This window comes from Variovorax dokdonensis (genome assembly GCF_030316895.1).
Taxonomy (GTDB): domain Bacteria; phylum Pseudomonadota; class Gammaproteobacteria; order Burkholderiales; family Burkholderiaceae_C; genus Variovorax; species Variovorax dokdonensis.
Window position 1 is genome coordinate 135,641 of sequence record NZ_JASZYV010000005.1, and the last position, 13,336, is coordinate 148,976.

Here is a 13,336-nt window from a genome sequence, read left to right on the forward strand (position 1 = left end):
GGTCAGTGCATGAGAACAGGGTTTTGCGCCAGTTCGGCGTAGCCCTCGAGGGTGGTTTCCACTTCTTCCTCGGTGGGGGTGTTCAGCTGCCATGCGGCAATCTGCTTGTGAAACATTTCAGCCCAGGAGCCGTCGAGGTAGATCTCCTTGCCGGTGCGCTTGTCGACGATCTCGAAGCCGTGACGCACCAGAGTCGGCAGGTTTGGCAGCGCGTCATCGGCGTTTGCCTGCATGTGCACGACCACGAAAGATTCCGAGTCATAAAGCATTTGCATGTTGTCCAGCGTCCGGAAGTCGATGTCATTCATGATGGTTAGATAGCAACGAGCGCGCCAGTTTCAAGATAGACGCAATCGTTGTAGGAAAGTGCCCCTCCGCGTCGACGGCCAGTGCGCCAGCGTGCGCAATTGCCTGGCTTTTGGACTTTGTCAAAGCGGCGATACGTCGCGCAGCAACAGGTCGATGACGTCGCCGTTCTGTTGGGTCTGCCGCATTTGTACGGGGAGATAGCCCAGGTCTGGCGCCAGCCAGATGTCCATGCGGTAGTCGTCGGGCCGTCGCGGGATGCGGATCAGGTGGCGCGCGCGGTATTGGCCGGCCGGCACGGAAACGGTCGCGTCCTCCAGCACTTCGAAGGTCCAGTCTTCAGCGTCCTTGACGCCGACGACCTGCATGAGGATGCGGCTGCCAGGCGGATGGCGCTCGTCGTCCGCGGCCAGCATGGCGCCCAGTTGCAGGACGACGCTCAGGCGGTCCTGCGCTCCGGGTTCGAGAGCCGCCTCGGGAGCACCATTGCTGAAGACGACCTTGGATTCAGCCCGCCGCAGCTCGGAGGATTCGCCCTGGCGCCGGGTTTCCGAAAAGCGCTCGGGCGCCAAACCGCCGTTCGAGATGCGTCCCGTGCTGACCTGGGCGCGCACCGTCTTGAACAGGACCTTGAGCGCGAGGCGCGCTTCGTATCGGTCGCCGTCGTGGCGCCAATCCAGTTGTCCGAACACACCTTTCCAGGGCTGCACCCCGCGCAGGGCCACCATTTCGAAGCTCAGCCGGGCGGAGGGATGGATGTGACTGGCGCCCGCATTGCCGGCTGCAAAGCCGATTCCCTGGGCGCCGGATGCCCCCGCGCCGACCATTGCCGCAGCGTCGCCGGAGCCCTCTGCGACTGGCGCAGCTGCGAGCACAGGCGCATCGGTGGTTGCGTTAGGCGAGGGCGAGGGCGAGGTCCGGGCTTCTGGCGGCCGCGGCTGGGGGCGCGCACGCTTCGGGGCGTCGGCTGCTGCCGCTGTACGCGCTGGCGCCGGCTTTGCCACGGGCGGCTTCGGTGGTGCCGCCGAAGGCCGAGCCGGCGGCGGATCAGGTCGAGGCGCCGGCGGGGCGGGGTCGATCAGCCGGACTTCGGTGACCACCTGGCGCTGCGCTATTTCCAGATGTCCCCCGGGCTGCCAGCGCGCGCCCAGCAACAGTGCGGCATGAAGCAGGAGCACCACCGCTCCGATCGCGGCCACGCGAGGCCAGGAAGGCACAGTCTCGCGTCGATGGCGCCGAGATGTCATCGGCGCGCCGCTGGCAGTCGAAGGGTGGGAGGCCATCGTGTTCGAACAGGCACGGCAGGCGCCTCTCGCTAAACTGCCGGCCGTCATTGCCCAGTTTAGTCGTGCCCCTCTTTCGCGGTGGCGCGGCCTCCTGCAAACCCATGAAACTCGCCACCTACCGGGATGGATCGCGCGACGGCCAGTTGGTCGTCGTCTCGCGCGACCTGAGTACCGCCCACTACGCCACCGGCATCGCTTCGCGCCTCCAGCAGGTGCTGGATGACTGGAGCTTTCTCAGCCCGCAGCTGCAAGACCTGTACACCGCGCTCAATCACGGCCGCGCGCGTCATACTTTTCCCTTTGACCCGCAACAGTGCATGGCACCGTTGCCGCGTGCCTACCAATGGGCCGACGGATCGGCCTACATCAATCACGTCGAGCTGGTGCGCAAGGCGCGCAATGCCGAGGTGCCGGAGAGCTTCTACATCGATCCCTTGATGTATCAAGGTGGCAGCGATGACTTCATCGGGCCGTGCGACCCGATCGTCGTGCCCAATGAAGCGATGGGCATCGATTTCGAAGCCGAGATCGCCGTGGTGACCGGCGACGTCAAGATGGGGGCCACCCCCGAGCAGGCCCTGGAGGGCATCCGCCTGGTCATGCTCGCCAACGACGTCAGCCTGCGCAACCTGATTCCGGCCGAGCTGGCCAAGGGCTTCGGCTTCTTCCAGAGCAAGCCGGCCACCGCCTTCAGCCCTGTGGCGGTGACCCTCGACGAGCTGGGCGATGCCTGGCAGGGTGGACGCGTGCACCTGGCCCTGCAAAGCAGCTGGAACGGCCGCAAGGTGGGGTTGTGCGATGCCGGACCGGAGATGACATTCCACTTCGGGCAGCTCATCGCCCACATCGCCAAGACGCGCAACGTGCGAGCTGGCTCCATCGTTGGCAGCGGCACCGTCAGCAACAAAGGCGTGGAGCGCAAGGACGGCCGCATGGATTGGCCCAAGGGGTACAGCTGCATCGCGGAAAAGCGCTGCATCGAGACCATCCTTGACGGCAAGCCCACCACCGAGTTCATGCGCTTTGGCGACACCATTCGCATCGAGATGAAGGGACTGGACGGCCGCTCGCTGTTCGGCGCGATCGACCAGGAGGTGCTGCAACTGGGCGCGAGCCCCCGTCCTGCGACGGCGCAGCCGAAGGCGTCGGACAAGGCAGCGCAAGCCGACGCGCCGGACGCAGTGCCTGGCGATGCCTCCGAAAGCGCGGAGTAGGCGCGCGGCTCACCCACCTCGCAGCAGTTCCTTCAGGCTGCGAATGCCCAGTCGCCGGAACGCCCTGTACTGGTGGGTGCGCGCCGTGCTCAGCTCGATGCCAAGTTCGCGCGCAGCCTGCTTGGCGGTGCGGCCCTTGCGCAATTGCGCGATGACCTCTCGCTCGCGCAGGCTGAGGCCCAAGAGCTGAGCGTCGAGGTCGAGCGTTCGAGGGGCGTCGTTGACGCCAGCGCTGCGGCCGTGCGCTGCGGTGGCAGCGGCCAGCAGCGCCGCATGCGCGGCAAAGCAGGAGAAATCCGCTTCGCCGAAATCAGGCTGGGCCAGGCTTCGATAGAAGCTGATGGCTGCACGTTGGCCTTGCGGCAGAACCATCAGCACGGACGCCCTTTCGCGGATTCCGACATCGCCGTAGCAGGCGGCGCGGTAGGCGGGATCGGCCACCTCCTGCGCATGCTGGTGGCCCAGCCATAGCTGCGAGCGCTTCGGCTTGGGCCGCCCCGCCAGCCAGACCATGTTGGGGTCGAGCAGGTCGAAGCGTTGCGCGACGTAGCGCTCTGCAGTGCGTTCGGCGGTCGTTCCGTAGCTGCTGGCTGCGGAGACCGTCTCGATGCGACCGTCGGCGCCCACTGCGAAAACGGTGCAGAAAGTCACCGGCACCAGACGGTGCATGCCGCCCAGAAAGCTGGCCGCGAGGTGCTGCGTTCCGACGCCGCCGAGTAGGTCGAGCACCACCGGCGACGCATAACTTTCGGTGTTGTCGGAGTTGGGAAGTCGCCAGCGTTTCATGGGGTTAGTACTTCGTACGAAGTTAGGACAACGGCGTGCGAAACGCATCCGGACAATCCCGTTGCATGAATGCCGCCCTTACCGAACACCCGACCGCGAGCGCCGTAGGCGCGGCAGGCGCAACGCTGCCGCCCACGCTCGATCCCGGCGCACTGCCGCCGTCCGTGGGCGACTTTCACTACACGCGCTTCGCGCCCTGGACGCCGCCGTTGGAGTCGGGTGTCGAGCCGGGACAGCATCCGGTCGTGATCGTGGGCGGCGGGCCGGTGGGCATGTCGCTGGCGCTGGGGCTGGCCAATCACGGCTTGCGCAGCATGATCCTGGAGGCTGACGACACCGTCTGCGTGGGCAGCCGGGCTGCCTGCATCTCGCGCCGCAGCCTGCAGATCGTCGAGCGCCTGGGGGCGCTGCCGGCTTTCATCGAAAAGGGCCTGGCGTGGACCGGAGGCCGCAGCTTCTACAAGACCGAGGAGGTCTTTCGCTTCGAGATGCCGCACGACACGCAGCAAAAGCTGCCACCCATGATCAACCTGGAGCAGTACTACATCGAGCACTACCTGCTTGACGAGATCGTGCGTCGCAACGAGAGGCAGGCGGGCCTCATCGACATCCGCTGGGCGACTGAACTGACGGGCTTCACGCAGGGGGATGAAGGACTGACCCTGCAGGTGCGCAACCCGCAGGGCGAGTACGAGTTGCGGGCCGCCTGGATGGTCGCCTGCGACGGCGGCCAGAGCTTCGTGCGCAAGGCGCTCGGACTCAACCTGGACGGCACGGCCTACGAAGGCCGCTACGTCATCATCGACATCGAACTGCACAGCAAGCACCCGACCGAGCGCCGGGCCTGGTTCGATCCGCCCTGGAACCCCGGCTCCACGGTGCTGATGCATCGCCAGCCGGACGACATCTGGCGCATCGACTATCAGTTGCGGCCGGGTCAGGACAGCCAGGCGGCCCTCGAGCCCGACGCCGTGCGCGAATTCGTCACGCGACACCTGCAGGCCATCGGCGAAGGCGATCTGCCCTGGAAGTGCGTGTGGACGTCGATCTATCGAGCGGGCGCGATGAGCCTTGAAAGCTATCGGCATGGGCGCGGTGGACGCATCCTCTTCGCCGGCAACGCCGCGCACGCGATGCCGATCTTCGGCGTGCGTGGCCTCAATTCCGGCTTCGACGATGCCGACAACCTGGCCTGGAAGCTGGCGCAGGTGGCCAGGGGTCTGTCCGATGCGTCGCTGCTCGACAGCTACAGCGATGAGCGTATCGCGGCCTTCCACGTCAATGCCGAAAGCGCCATGCGCAGCACCGAATTCATGTCACCACCCTCGCGCGGCTTCGATCTGCTGCGCGAGGCGGCGCTCTCGCTCGCTGGGGCTCATCCGGAGATCGCGAGACTCATCAACCCACGCCAGACGGAGGCGGTGCGCTACGACGCGTCGCCCTTGTCCACGCCTGACATGGAGCACTGGCCCTGCGGCCCGATGCCCGGCCAGGTCATGCCCGACCTGCCGCTCGAACGCGGACATCTGAGCGACTTGCTGCAAGAGCCCGGCTTTGCGTTGATCGTCCTTGCTGCCGCCGAAGCTGAATCATCCGCACGGCAGCGCGCCATCTGCGCGCAGGCGCGACAGCAGGCCGTGGCGCAGGGATTGACGCTGCAGATGCACGACCTGCCGCGCAGCCCGGGTTCGCAAGCGACCTTCGAGGCGTTGGGCGCCGGCGACGAGGGCGCGGTGTACCTGCTGCGACCGGACGGCCATGTGGCAGCGCGCTGGCGCCAGCCGACGGCGCAGGCGCTGGTCGATTCATTCGCCCGGGCCGCGGCTCGCAAGCTTCACGCGACGGCACCCGCGAGCCCCGTTCAGGAGGCACAGCCATGAGTCAGTTCACACCCGAGTCACGTGACCGCATCTACGCCGAATGCGCCCGCGCCATCAGCGAGGCGGGGCCGGAGCGTGAGTCGCTTCTTCTCGCACGCCTGGCGCTGCTGCTGTTCGAACAGGTGGCCGACGAAGGCCGATGCCGCGCCGCATTGGCTGACGCCTTGCGCGATCTGCCCGTACCATCGCTTTCCGCCTGAGGCGCCGAGGCGCCCGTTGCCAAGAACCCAAGATTCAACAGGAGACAAAGACTTGATCGATCGCAGACAACTACTGGCCGGCATGGCCGCAGCCGGTGCCACCATGGCCGCCCCTTGGGCGCGCGCCCAGGGCAACTATCCCGACCAGCCGATCCGCTGGGTTGTGCCCTATCCGGCCGGCGGCGGCACCGACGTGATCGCACGCAGCCTGTCCGATGCGATGCGCCAGAGCCTGGGCCAGCAATTCGTGGTCGACAACAAGCCGGGCGCCGCCACGAACATCGGCGCCGAGCAGGTCGCACGCGCCAAGCCCGATGGCTACACCATCATGTCCGCCGACAACGCGGTGCTGGCCTTCAACGAATACCTGTTCAGCAAGCTGCCCTTCGATCCCTCCAAGGACTTCACGTACATCGGTGCGATCGGCAAGTTCCCGCTGGCGCTGGTCGTCAATCCGAGCTTCCAGGCCAAGGACTTCAAGGAGTTCCTGGCGTATGTGAAGGCGCATCCGGGGGACGTGAACTACGCCTCGCCAGGCAACGGCTCGCCGCACCATCTGGCGATGGAGCTGTTCAAGAACCGCACCGGCACTTCGCTCACGCATGTGCCTTACCGCGGCGCGGCACCCGCCATGGCGGACGTGATGGGCGGGCAGGTGCCGTGCATGTTCCTGGATCTGGCATCGGGCTTGTCGATCATGCAATCGGGCAAGGTGCGTGTGCTGGCCATTGGCTCGGCGCAGCGCTCGAAGCTCCTGCCGGACGTCCCGACACTGGCAGAGGTCGGCGTGAGCAACGCGGAGGTCTTCGCATTCCAGGGCGTCCTCGGGCCGGCCGGCATGCCCGGGCCCATCGTCCAGCGGCTCAACCGCGAGCTCAACAAGGCCTTCTCGAATCCGGATGTGGCCAAGCGCTTCAACGACTTCGGGATGGAGCCCATGCCCGGCTCGCCGGAGCAATTCTTCTCGATGGCGCGTGCCGAGTCGTCTCGCTGGGGGCCGATCATCAAGGCGGCTGGCGTCAAGCTGGACTGACGCGCGGCCGGCCGCGCTATTGCTTTTGCGCTGCGCCGCCGGCGGCGCCCTGGGACACAGCGTCGCCGACGCTGTCGTCGACCAGCAATTGCCCGTCTGGGCCCCAGGCTCTCTCGCGCAGCAGCTTGCCCTTGACGCTGTAGACCGACTCGGCCACCACCGCGCCCTGGGCATCGAAGCGCTGGTGCGTACCGGTCGGCAGCAGCGGTGCCTGCGGGGGCGCCAGGTAGTGCCCGCGAAAGGCCACCTGGCCGCTCTGGAGGTACTCGACCACCTCCGCCGTGCGCACGCTTCCCTGCCGCTGATAGCGCGTCGTCTTGCGCGGCCCGCCGGTTTCGGCAAAGTAGAAGTCATCGCGCAAGGGTTCGCCGGTCTCGTTCCAAGCCTGCTCGCGCACGAGCAGATCGCCGGAAGAGAACTCCCGGAAGCTCATGCGTTGGGAGCGACCCCGTTCGACCACGTAGACCGTTTCGCTCCGGCGCGAGCCATCGGAGGCGTACTGGCGCTCGATGCGCTGGTTGCCGATCAAGTCTTCCTGCGTGGCGACGATGCCGTTGTCGTAGAAGCTCTCCGAGCGCAGCCGCCGCCCGTTGAGATGCGTGATGCGCGAGCGGCGCACTTCATGTTCATCGAACAGGTCCACCGTGGCAGCGCCGCTGCTGTTGAACCCGCAAAGGCGCGCATCGTCCACGACGGGCAGAAGCAGCGGCTTGTCGGCGCAGCGCAGCATCGAAAGGCTGCCGCGAGCGGTGAATTCGGCCACGGCTCGGTCGCCACCGGTACCCGTGCTGAAGGCCACCCTGCGCAGGCCTCCGTCCGGATAGAAAAGGCGCGACAAACCGAGTTGATGGCCGCCGTCGAAGTTGGCGTCGCGGGTCACCTTGCCGGTGGCGCTGTTGCGGCACAGCAGCCGACCACTGGTGCCTTGCATGGCCGCGGGCGAGGTGGAGTCGATCGGCTTTCCCTCGAGTTCGCAGCGGTCTGCGGAGGTAGGTTGCGCCGAGGCGTCGGTCGACCCGAAAAGCGCTGTCGACCCGGCCAGTACGACCATGATCCCAGCGGCCACGTGGCACGCCCCGCCCATCGCAACCTGCCTGTCTGCGGGTCGCAGAGGGGAGGGAAGGAAGCGGCTGAACATGTATGAATTCGTGTCGTCTGCTGGATATTGTGTACTCGTTCCGCTTTCTTGGGGATGGATAATCGACCTTGATGAATGCCCTTCGACGTCTCCCGCAGCTTGGCCGCCTGATGCTGCTGTGGTTTGCGTTGTCGTTGGGCGTGGCCGTCGCGTCGCCACTGGTCCATCCGCAAGCGCTGGAACTCGTCTGTTCCAGCGCCGGCGCGATCAAGGTCATGGTCAAGACCGACGATGGCGCCCGCCAGCTCGGCGCCAGCCATATCGACTGCCCCTTGTGTGCCCTGACTGGCGCACCGCCGCCCCCGGCGCCGGTCGTTCATGTCGAACATGCCCAGCCACTTGGGCATGTGCTGCAGTCCATTCCCGCGGCGCACCATCCGGCGGCAACGGCTGCCCCCTTGCCGCCGCGCGGACCCCCAGCCTTCGCCTGATTCACTTCGAGTCCCGTGATGTGCATGCCGGCGGATGCCGGCTTCGAGCACAGCGCGCCCGCCCCCAATCGAAATCCGAGGCCTACATGGGCCTGGGCGTGGACCTTTGAACCCATCTTCTGCAGGAGCAACACATGAACAAGCATTCACCCTTCCTCGTCCCCGTCGCCCGAAGCCTGGGCGCCGCAACCGTGCTCGTATGCGCCGCCGCCGGGGCCAGCGCACACGTCACCCTGGCCCGTCAGACGGCCAGTGCCGGCTCGGATTTCGATGCGGCCTTTCGCGTCGGCCATGCGTGCAAGGGCGCCGCAGCCACCACAGGCGTCACCGTTCGCGTGCCAGAAGGGTTCACGGTCCTGGCGCCCCAGCCGCGCGCCGGCTGGAGCGTCAACACCAACGGCAACGAGGTGAGCTGGAAGGCCGACAGTGCCGACAAGGCCGTGCCGTCCAGCGAGAAGACGCAGTTCGTCCTGCGCGGGCGCGTCGGCGCGAAGCCCGGCACGTTGTGGTTCAAGGTGCTGCAGACCTGCGATGCCGGCAGTGCAAACTGGGCCATGGTGCCTGCCAGCGATGCCGACAAGCCCGAGTTCCCGGCTGCCCGGCTGGATGTCGTGACGGGTGCCGTCGCTCCGGTGGAAGTCAGCGGCGCCTGGGTGCGCCGTGCCGTGCCGGGGCAAAGCGGCACAGGCGCGTTCATGACGCTCAAGTCCGACAGCACGTTGCGGCTCGTCGGCGCATCGACGCCTCTGGCCGGCGTTGCCGAGGTGCATGAGATGAAGATGGAAGGCGACACGATGAAGATGCGCCAGCTCGACAAGGGACTGGAGCTTCCTGCGGGACAGTCGGTGGAGCTCAAGCCGGGCGGCTATCACCTCATGCTGATGGACCTGAAGCAGGAGATTGCGGCCGGCAGCAGCGTGCCGCTTCAATTGAAGTTCGAAGACGCTCAGGGCAAGTCGAGTGTGCTCAGCTTGCACCTGACAGCGGCGTTGGCGCCAGCGGGCCAGGCGCATGCGCACGGTGATCAGGCCGGTGCGATGTCGGGCATGGCGGACGACAAGGCGCACCAGCATCCGCACAAGCACTGAAAGGTCTGATGCGGGGCCGGTATAAGCTGGGGCATCAACATCCAACTTGGGAGATGAATGATGAGTGAGAAGCCATCCTTCTTTTTCGACCAGTTCGTCCCCGGCTTCGACTTTCTGAAGAACCTGGCGAATGGTGCGGCGGCTGGCATGCCGGGGGTCAAGACCGCCATGCCTGGCATCGCCACGCCACCGGGCTTGTCGAGCTGGGTGGCGCCCACGCTCAGCGTCGAGGAAGTGGAAAAGCGCATCCACGAGATGAAGGCGGTCCAGTTCTGGCTCGAACAGAATCTTCACGCGCTCAAGGCCACCATCCAGGCGTTGGAAGTGCAGAAGATGACGTTGTCCACCCTGCGCGGAATGAACCTGCAAATGGACGACCTTGCCAAGGCATTCACCGCTGGCGTGGCCTCGCCGGCCGCGGCAGAGACGGCACAGGAGAAGAAGGCCGAAGCCTCGCGCCGGCCGTCGGCGCCGGGCGCTTCCGATACCGACGGCCAAGGCATGGGCGCGGAGCGTCCCACGACGGGTGCGGGCGTCGTCGACCCCATGAAGCTATGGGGCGCGCTGGCCGAACAGTTCCAGCAGATCGCAGCCACGGCATTGCAGGAGGCTTCGAACCTCAAGATGCCCAGCATGCCGGACACATCTGCTGCGCCGAAAGCGGCGGCTCCAAAAGCCGTGGCCGCAAAGAAGCGGACCGTGTCGGTCAAAAAGCCGGCGAGCAAGAAGCCGGCGAAGTCGACAAAGACTCGTTCGACGTCGAGATAGCCGCAAGTGCTGTAATCGGGGTTGCTGTTGAGGCCTGCTGCCTCTTCGGCCCTGCGACATGAAGCTTTTTCCATCCGGCCACGCCACCCATCCGCAATGGCGGACTGCGGCTGACCTCGTGCTGGCGCAATTGCGCGGGCAGATGGCGCAGCCCGATTACGCGTCTGCGCCCAGCTTGGGCTTGTTGTATGTCACCGATCTGTTCGCCGAGGACGGCGGCCGCATCCTCGACTACCTGAACGAATCCCTGCCATCAGTGAGCAACTGGTCAGGCACGGTAGGCATCGGCATCTCGGCGCACAACGCCGAATACTTCGACGAGCCCGCCATCGCCGTCATGCTGTGCGACCTGCCCGCCGACCAATACCGCGTGTTTTCCGGCCTCGCTCCGTTGCCGCCGGTCGATGCCATGGGGGCGCCGACCGAGTACCAGCATGCGGCGCTGGTGCACGCCGATCCGTCGACCCATGATCTGCCCGATCTCGTGGCTGACCTGGCCGCGCGGACCACGACGGGCTACCTGTTTGGCGGCCTGTCCTCCGGGCGCGGCGCGACCTATCAGTTCGCGATCGGCGGGCAGGCTGCCCGATCGGCCGAAGATGTGGAGCGCTCTAGCGGCGTGCTGTCAGGAGGCCTCTCCGGCGTTGCATTTGGCGAGAGCATTCGGCTGGTGTCGCGCGTGACTCAAGGTTGTCATCCCATTTCGCGGGAGCGCGCCATTACCGAGTCCGAGGACAACCTGCTGATCACGCTGGATGGCGAGCCTGCCCTTGACGTGCTGCTGTCCGAACTGGGCGTGAGCCTCGACCATCCGCAGGAGGCCATCGATGCGGTGCGCGCCACCCTGGTGGGCCTGGCCAGTGCCGGCGCCGATGGCTTGCGACGCACCGGCGACCTCGGGGCTGACGTGCGCGTGCGGCACATCATCGGCCTCGACCCGAATCGCCGCGCGGTGGCGATTGCCGACCATCCCGAAGCCGGGATGCGCATGACCTTCGTGCGGCGCGACCCGCAGGCTGCACGGGCCGATCTGACCCGCATCTGCGCCGAGATCCGCGAGGAGCTGGAGCCAGAAGAGCAGTCGCTGGAAGTGGCCACTGCCATGGCCGCGGGCGAAGCCGAGGCGAGGATGCATCCCGCGCGACGCATGGCCGGCGCCATCTATGTGAGTTGTTCGGGTCGCGGAGGTGCCCATTTCGGGGCGCCTGGCGCTGAACTTCAGATCGTCCGGCACGCGCTCGGCGACGTGCCGCTGGTGGGCTTCTTCGCCGGTGGCGAGATCGCCCGGCATCATCTCTACGGCTACACGGGTGTTCTGACGGTCTTCGCGTCCGATTGACGCGCACGCGTTCGGAGGACGCCTTCAGGCGCGGCGCAACTGCGCGAATGCCTCGAATTCCCAGCTTCGCATGCCCAGCAGCAGGGTGTAGCCCTCTCGGTCGCGCTGGGCGAGGCGCTGGTCCGCCTGGTGTTGTTGGGCGAAGTCCTGTGCGACGCGCTGCAATCGTTCCAGAAAAGAGGGCGCGAGCGCTCGGCTGATCTCGCCATGCACCAGCAGGAGGCCTTCAGCCGGCCGGTCGAAGCCGCCGGAGTAGTAGTCCAGGACCACATGTTCCCGGAAGAACTCCATGACCGGGCCATGCGGGCGCCAGCGAAAGGTCTTGGCCAGTTTGAGTCGATATCGATTGAGCGGCCGCAATTCGATGATGCCGATGCGGTCGAGTTGAACCATGGCGCCGATGCATTCGGGTTCGCTGATGCGGTAGGCGCCGGTGATCTGCTCCACCGTCCATTGGCTGAGCACGCAGATGGCGCAAAGCAGGAGCTTCTTGTCGCGCACCACGGCGCGCTCCTGCTCGAGTGTCAGCTCCTTGAGCAGCGGCTGCGCCTCGGCCACGCGCCGGGACAGTTCGGCGAAGTCGATCTTTAGCGCGCGACAGATCGCGTCGACTCGCGACAGCGGCATGTCACCCTTGGCCAGCATGCGCTTGATGCTGGATTCGGCCATGCCGAGCTGGCGGGCCAGGTCGGCATAGGTCATGTGAGCGGTTTTGAGCTCGCTCTTCAGGGCTTGGATCAGATCGGCGGTGGTGCTCAAAATGTGTCTCCCTCGAAAGTTGGTATCGAAAAATAATACTCAAAGTCCAGCTGCGTGCCAACGTATTGATATCGAATGCTTTAAAGGGAGGCCAGACCTAGATTCGCCGTCCATCGCCGAACCCAAAGGATCTGACCATGAATCCCAGCGCCTCGACACCCGCTTCCAGCAAGCCGCGCCACCTGGGCAGCCTCACTCGGCGAGAGGCCGCGCTGGCGGCGGGTGGTGCCGTTTTGCTGCTCGCAGCTTTTATCCTGCCCTCTTCCTGGAGTGAGCTGCACCAAGTTTCGAGCCACTTCGCCGACGGCCGCGCCTGGGCCAGTCTGCCCAATGCGCTGGATGTCCTGAGCAACTTGCCGTTTCTCATCCTTGGCGTTCGGGGGCTGCAGCAGCTGCATCGTCTGGAGCGAGCGCACGAGATCCGGCCGAACGGTCGACCTGCCGGCTTCGCACTGCATGAGGAGCTGCCAGCCAATGCTCTGGACTGTGCGTGGCTGTTCTTCGGCGGGTTGATTCTGACCGCCGCCGCCTCGGCCTTCTATCACCTGCAGCCCGACGACACGCTCAGGTTGGCGGGCGACCGGGCGGCGATGGCGGTGGCGTTCGCGGGATTGCTGGGATTGGCGGTCTGCAACAGGGTGAGCGTGCGCGCCGGCTGGCCCACGGCCTGGATGGTTCTGGCAACAGGGCTGCTGTCGGTCGCCATCTCGCAGGACAGCGGCAACCTCATGCCCTGGGCGGTCATTCAGTTCGGCGGCATGGCGATGACGCTTGCGATGGCGTTCCTGTCTGCGCTGCCTTGCCGCCACGCGCCGGGCTTGCGTTTGCGGCTCGGGTGGGTGATCGCCTTGTACGCCCTGGCCAAGGCGTGCGAAATGGCGGATGCGGCTGTCTATGAAGCAACGCGCCATCTCATCTCCGGCCACTCGCTGAAGCACGTCCTCGCCGCCTTCGCCGCGTTGCCAGTGCTGTGGGCGGTGCGCGAATTGCACCAGGGCCGCCTCGGGCACAATCAAATCCGTTCGGTTGTCCCCGCTTGAATCACGAACGGGCGGTCCGCGACATCGCCCCTTGCGAACCACCAAAGCCGGGCAACCCGGGAGGAACT

Annotated in this window: 14 protein-coding genes; 9 read left to right on the forward strand and 5 right to left on the reverse strand. The window is 66.1% G+C overall.

The window, feature by feature from the left end; all coding sequences use genetic code 11:
• Positions 1 to 2 precede the first annotated feature (2 nt).
• Together QTH91_RS20955 and QTH91_RS23120 are read right to left on the reverse strand one after the other, a co-directional pair.
• Complete coding sequence (locus QTH91_RS20955; protein ID WP_286662201.1) at positions 3 to 275, reverse strand: BTH_I0359 family protein; 273 nt, start codon at positions 273 to 275, stop codon at positions 3 to 5.
• A 153-nt stretch (positions 276 to 428) separates the two neighbouring features.
• Positions 429 to 1,523, reverse strand: coding sequence for a DUF3108 domain-containing protein (locus QTH91_RS23120; protein ID WP_286662087.1), 1,095 nt, complete (start codon positions 1,521 to 1,523; stop codon positions 429 to 431).
• 170 nt (positions 1,524 to 1,693) lie between these two features.
• Between QTH91_RS23120 and QTH91_RS20965 the strand changes: the two genes are divergently transcribed.
• On the forward strand, positions 1,694 to 2,806 hold the full coding sequence (locus QTH91_RS20965; RefSeq protein ID WP_286662088.1) for a fumarylacetoacetate hydrolase family protein: 1,113 nt from the start codon (positions 1,694 to 1,696) through the stop codon (positions 2,804 to 2,806).
• A gap of 9 nt (positions 2,807 to 2,815) precedes the next feature.
• On the opposite strand, the gene QTH91_RS20970 is transcribed toward QTH91_RS20965, so the two are convergent.
• Positions 2,816 to 3,592 (reverse strand): helix-turn-helix domain-containing protein, encoded by a 777-nt coding sequence (locus QTH91_RS20970; RefSeq protein WP_286662089.1) that lies wholly within the window; start codon positions 3,590 to 3,592, stop codon positions 2,816 to 2,818.
• Positions 3,593 to 3,657: 65 nt separating this feature from the next.
• Here QTH91_RS20970 and QTH91_RS20975 point away from each other — a divergent pair, with 65 nt between their 5' ends.
• The 3 genes from QTH91_RS20975 to QTH91_RS20985 are packed head-to-tail and all read left to right on the forward strand — an operon-like array spanning position 3,658 to position 6,705.
• A complete protein-coding gene (locus QTH91_RS20975) occupies positions 3,658 to 5,472 on the forward strand; it encodes an FAD-dependent monooxygenase (protein ID WP_286662090.1) in 1,815 nt (604 codons plus the stop codon).
• Complete coding sequence (locus QTH91_RS20980; protein ID WP_286662091.1) at positions 5,469 to 5,672, forward strand: hypothetical protein; 204 nt, start codon at positions 5,469 to 5,471, stop codon at positions 5,670 to 5,672. Before QTH91_RS20975 ends, QTH91_RS20980 begins: the two co-directional genes overlap by 4 nt.
• A gap of 55 nt (positions 5,673 to 5,727) precedes the next feature.
• Positions 5,728 to 6,705 carry a Bug family tripartite tricarboxylate transporter substrate binding protein gene (locus tag QTH91_RS20985; protein ID WP_286662202.1) on the forward strand — a complete coding sequence of 326 codons (978 nt, stop codon included), beginning with the start codon at positions 5,728 to 5,730 and terminating at the stop codon, positions 6,703 to 6,705.
• A gap of 16 nt (positions 6,706 to 6,721) precedes the next feature.
• Here QTH91_RS20985 and QTH91_RS20990 read toward each other — a convergent pair whose 3' ends face one another.
• On the reverse strand, positions 6,722 to 7,636 hold the full coding sequence (locus QTH91_RS20990; RefSeq protein WP_286662092.1) for a hypothetical protein: 915 nt from the start codon (positions 7,634 to 7,636) through the stop codon (positions 6,722 to 6,724).
• Positions 7,637 to 7,914: 278 nt separating this feature from the next.
• Here QTH91_RS20990 and QTH91_RS20995 point away from each other — a divergent pair, with 278 nt between their 5' ends.
• The 4 genes from QTH91_RS20995 to QTH91_RS21010 all read left to right on the forward strand — a co-directional run bounded on the left by QTH91_RS20995 (position 7,915) and on the right by QTH91_RS21010 (position 11,469).
• Positions 7,915 to 8,274 carry a DUF2946 family protein gene (locus QTH91_RS20995; protein ID WP_286662093.1) on the forward strand — a complete coding sequence of 120 codons (360 nt, stop codon included), beginning with the start codon at positions 7,915 to 7,917 and terminating at the stop codon, positions 8,272 to 8,274.
• Positions 8,275 to 8,408: 134 nt separating this feature from the next.
• Entirely contained in the window at positions 8,409 to 9,362 is a 954-nt protein-coding gene (locus QTH91_RS21000; RefSeq protein ID WP_286662094.1) for a copper chaperone PCu(A)C domain-containing protein, read from the forward strand.
• A 60-nt stretch (positions 9,363 to 9,422) separates the two neighbouring features.
• Positions 9,423 to 10,130: a PhaM family polyhydroxyalkanoate granule multifunctional regulatory protein gene (locus QTH91_RS21005; RefSeq protein ID WP_286662095.1), complete on the forward strand. Its 708-nt coding sequence runs from the start codon at positions 9,423 to 9,425 to the stop codon at positions 10,128 to 10,130.
• Positions 10,131 to 10,188: 58 nt separating this feature from the next.
• Positions 10,189 to 11,469: an FIST signal transduction protein gene (locus QTH91_RS21010; protein ID WP_286662096.1), complete on the forward strand. Its 1,281-nt coding sequence runs from the start codon at positions 10,189 to 10,191 to the stop codon at positions 11,467 to 11,469.
• Positions 11,470 to 11,493: 24 nt separating this feature from the next.
• On the opposite strand, the gene QTH91_RS21015 is transcribed toward QTH91_RS21010, so the two are convergent.
• Entirely contained in the window at positions 11,494 to 12,228 is a 735-nt protein-coding gene (locus tag QTH91_RS21015; protein ID WP_286662097.1) for a helix-turn-helix domain-containing protein, read from the reverse strand.
• A 137-nt stretch (positions 12,229 to 12,365) separates the two neighbouring features.
• Here QTH91_RS21015 and QTH91_RS21020 point away from each other — a divergent pair, with 137 nt between their 5' ends.
• Positions 12,366 to 13,268, forward strand: coding sequence for a hypothetical protein (locus QTH91_RS21020; RefSeq protein WP_286662098.1), 903 nt, complete (start codon positions 12,366 to 12,368; stop codon positions 13,266 to 13,268).
• Positions 13,269 to 13,336: the final 68 nt, after the last annotated feature.

Coding starts and splice junctions, on each gene's coding strand:
- QTH91_RS20955 (WP_286662201.1), bottom strand. CDS start 275: ATGCAAATGCTTTATGACTCGGAATCTTTCGTGGTCGTGCACATGCAG.
- QTH91_RS20965 (WP_286662088.1), top strand. CDS start 1,694: ATGAAACTCGCCACCTACCGGGATGGATCGCGCGACGGCCAGTTGGTC.
- QTH91_RS20970 (WP_286662089.1), bottom strand. CDS start 3,592: ATGAAACGCTGGCGACTTCCCAACTCCGACAACACCGAAAGTTATGCG.
- QTH91_RS20975 (WP_286662090.1), top strand. CDS start 3,658: ATGAATGCCGCCCTTACCGAACACCCGACCGCGAGCGCCGTAGGCGCG.
- QTH91_RS20980 (WP_286662091.1), top strand. CDS start 5,469: ATGAGTCAGTTCACACCCGAGTCACGTGACCGCATCTACGCCGAATGC.
- QTH91_RS20990 (WP_286662092.1), bottom strand. CDS start 7,636: ATGCAAGGCACCAGTGGTCGGCTGCTGTGCCGCAACAGCGCCACCGGC.
- QTH91_RS20995 (WP_286662093.1), top strand. CDS start 7,915: ATGAATGCCCTTCGACGTCTCCCGCAGCTTGGCCGCCTGATGCTGCTG.
- QTH91_RS21000 (WP_286662094.1), top strand. CDS start 8,409: ATGAACAAGCATTCACCCTTCCTCGTCCCCGTCGCCCGAAGCCTGGGC.
- QTH91_RS21005 (WP_286662095.1), top strand. CDS start 9,423: ATGAGTGAGAAGCCATCCTTCTTTTTCGACCAGTTCGTCCCCGGCTTC.
- QTH91_RS21010 (WP_286662096.1), top strand. CDS start 10,189: ATGAAGCTTTTTCCATCCGGCCACGCCACCCATCCGCAATGGCGGACT.
- QTH91_RS21020 (WP_286662098.1), top strand. CDS start 12,366: ATGAATCCCAGCGCCTCGACACCCGCTTCCAGCAAGCCGCGCCACCTG.